3 protein-coding genes are annotated in these 2,758 nt (G+C 56.9%); all 3 read right to left on the bottom strand.

Annotation, left to right across the window (positions count from 1 at the left end):
* Positions 1-243: 243 nt before the first annotated feature.
* Positions 244-1,080, bottom strand: a complete 837-nt coding sequence (serB, locus tag BDE01S_RS09775; protein WP_066080936.1) for a phosphoserine phosphatase SerB — start codon at positions 1,078-1,080, stop codon at positions 244-246.
* A 47-nt stretch (positions 1,081-1,127) separates the two neighbouring features.
* Positions 1,128-1,334: a DUF2788 domain-containing protein gene (locus tag BDE01S_RS09770; protein WP_066080933.1), complete on the bottom strand. Its 207-nt coding sequence runs from the start codon at positions 1,332-1,334 to the stop codon at positions 1,128-1,130.
* Positions 1,335-1,427: 93 nt separating this feature from the next.
* Positions 1,428-2,594, bottom strand: a complete 1,167-nt coding sequence (gene metZ / locus BDE01S_RS09765) for an O-succinylhomoserine sulfhydrylase (protein ID WP_066080930.1) — start codon at positions 2,592-2,594, stop codon at positions 1,428-1,430.
* Positions 2,595-2,758 lie beyond the last annotated feature (164 nt).

Genomic DNA, 2,758 nt, shown 5'->3' with positions numbered 1-2,758 from the left:
GGGAGACTGATATTTTCAGGCATATCAACGAAGCGTCGGGCAAAAATGCCCGACCTACTGCTATAGTCGAAGCGTAATTCCTGCTACGACGCCGGCTCGCCTTGCATCAGAATTTACACTCCGACTATATATTTTTCAATGACTTGCCCCATCCCGAACGCACATTATCCACAAAAACAAAAAAGCCGTCTGAAAATCCCCATTTTCAGACGGCCTTACCCTACTCCGACAATAGACCCACCCTCAGGCAAACCAGCCGCGGATGCGCTCCAGCCCGCCGAAGCGGATGCAGGCATCGGCGTGCGCTTGAGCTTTGGGTTTGGCGCGGTAGGCCACGCCGATACCGGCCTGCTCGAGCATGGGAATGTCGTTTGCCCCGTCGCCCATCGCCAGCACCTGCTCCGGCTGCAAGCCCAGTTGCCCGCGGTATTGCACCAGCAAATCCGCTTTAGCCTGCGCATCGATGATGCGACCGCTCAAGCCGCCGGTCAGTTTGCCGTTTTCAATATCCAAGACATTGGCGTATTGGTATTCAAAGCCCAAACGCTGCTGCAGACGCTCGGTGAAGAAGGTAAATCCGCCCGACACCAGCATAAATTGCACGCCGTGTTGGCGGCATTCCGCCAGCAGAAATTCCGCACCGGGCGACAGGCGCAATACTTCGTCATACACTTTCTGCAATACGGCTTCGTCCAAACCTGCCAGCAGGGCGACGCGCTCACGCAGCGACTGCTCAAAGTCCAGCTCGCCGCGCATGGAGCGCTCGGTAATCTCGGCCACCTGCGCTTTCAGCCCCACACCTGCAGCAATTTCGTCCACGCATTCGATAGTAATCAGCGTGGAATCCATATCACTGACAATCAGCCCCAAATCGGCAAACGCCATATCGGGCAATACGGCACAATCGATTTCCTGCCCGAGCAAAGCCTGCTCCACCTCCTGAGGCAGGGCAAAACCTTCCGGCACAGGAAAGCGCAGGCTACCCGCGCCTGCCTGCGGCTGCGGCAAGTTCAAAGCCGCCAATACGCCCAAATCGCAGGCCGAAAAATCATGATGCTGCAAAACCAATACTTTCCGCATTCTCTACCCCGTATTCACTATGCCTGCGCCGCATCGGCAGCGGCGGTTTATTTGCTCAATACAAAAAATTCAATCAGCAGGTTTTTGAAAATAAAGCCGAACACGCCGAAGCCTAAGACAAAAAACAGCATAATCATGCCGAATTTACCGGCTTTGGATTCTTTGCCCAAGTTCCACACGATAAAACCCAAAAACACAATCAGCGCCGTCAGGCAGATTTTCAACGCCCAATCGGCAAATACCGCTTCATCCATTTCTTATCCTCATTGATTTTCAGACGGCATTAACCGGCAAGCCGTCTGAAATCCGGCAGTCAAACCGTTTTCAGACGGCCCTGCCTGCCGCCATCAGCCCAGAGCCTGCGCCAAATCGTCAATCAAATCGCCCGCGTATTCCAAACCCACCGACAGGCGCACCAAACCCGGGCGGATATCCGCCGCCAGCTTGTCTTCGGGCGACATCCGGCCGTGGGTGGTCGTCCACGGGTGGGTGATGGTCGAGCGCACGTCGCCCAGGTTGGCGGTGCGGGAAAACAGCGCCACGCGGTCAATCACTGCCCAAGCCTGCTCCTGATTTTCCACCTCGAAGCCGATAACGATGCCGCCGCCGTTTTGCTGGGATTGTACCAAATCCGCCTGCGGATGGTTGGGCAAGCCCGCATAATATACGGCTTTCACCTGCGGGCGGGTTTGCAGCCACTGCGCCACTTCCAGCGCGTTGGCAAACTGTTTTTCCATACGCACAGCCAACGTTTCCAAGCCGCTCAGCAGCGTCCACGCGTTAAACGGCGACATCGCCAGGCCGCAGGAATTGCAATACATGGCCACTTGGTTCATCAGCGCTTCCGAGCCGGAAAGCACGCCGCCCATCACGCGGCCGTGGCCGTCAATGGCTTTGGTGGCCGACTGCACCGAAATATCCGCGCCCAGCGCCAGCGGCTGCTGGCCTGCGGGCGACATCAGGCTGTTGTCCACCACCAGCAGCGCGCCCGCTTCGTGCGCCAGCTCGGCCAGCGCGCGCAAATCGGCCACTTCGCCCAAGGGGTTGGACGGGGTTTCCAAAAACAGCAGCTTGGTGTTTTCGCGGATGGCGGCGCGCCATTCGGCCAAATCCGTTTGCGACACCAGGCTGACGCCGATGCCGAATTTCGTCACCACGCCGTTGATAAAACCGGCGGTTGTGCCGAACAGGTTGCGGCTCGACACCACATGGTCACCGGCCTGCAAAAAGGTGAAAAACGCGGCCTGAATGGCCGACATACCGGTCGATGTTGCCACCGAACGCTCCGCCCCTTCCAAAGCCGACACGCGCTGCTCAAAGGCGGCAATCGTGGGATTGGCCGTGCGCGTATAGGTGTAGCCTTTGACTTTTTTGGCAAACAGGGCTTCTGCGTGCGCCGCGTCTTCCCACATAAAGCTGCTGGTCAGAAACAGCGCCTGATTGTGTTCGAGATATTCGGTTTGCGATTTGCCGCCGCGTATGGCAAGCGTTTGCGGATGGAGTTTTTGGGTCATGTTGTGCTTCCCTTGTGGCAGGCCGCTGAAATCACCGCGTAATATCCGGAGCGCCCTGCCGCCGTTGTCGGTTAAATTGTTAACATTTTGCGCTTATTTCTGCCGTCTTTCAAGTTTGCCGTCTGAAAAAGCGGGATTTTCAGACGGCTTTTGTTTCATCTCCA

It is taken from the genome of Bergeriella denitrificans NBRC 102155 (assembly GCF_001592185.1).
In the GTDB taxonomy this organism is placed as follows: Bacteria; Pseudomonadota; Gammaproteobacteria; order Burkholderiales; family Neisseriaceae; genus Neisseria; species Neisseria denitrificans.
This window is presented reverse-complemented; position numbering and strand designations above follow the sequence as displayed.

Bases quoted from the DNA above. Each gene is read 5' to 3' on its own strand.
- serB (WP_066080936.1), bottom strand. From the start codon at position 1,080: ATGCGGAAAGTATTGGTTTTGCAGCATCATGATTTTTCGGCCTGCGAT.
- BDE01S_RS09770 (WP_066080933.1), bottom strand. From the start codon at position 1,334: ATGGATGAAGCGGTATTTGCCGATTGGGCGTTGAAAATCTGCCTGACG.
- metZ (WP_066080930.1), bottom strand. From the start codon at position 2,594: ATGACCCAAAAACTCCATCCGCAAACGCTTGCCATACGCGGCGGCAAA.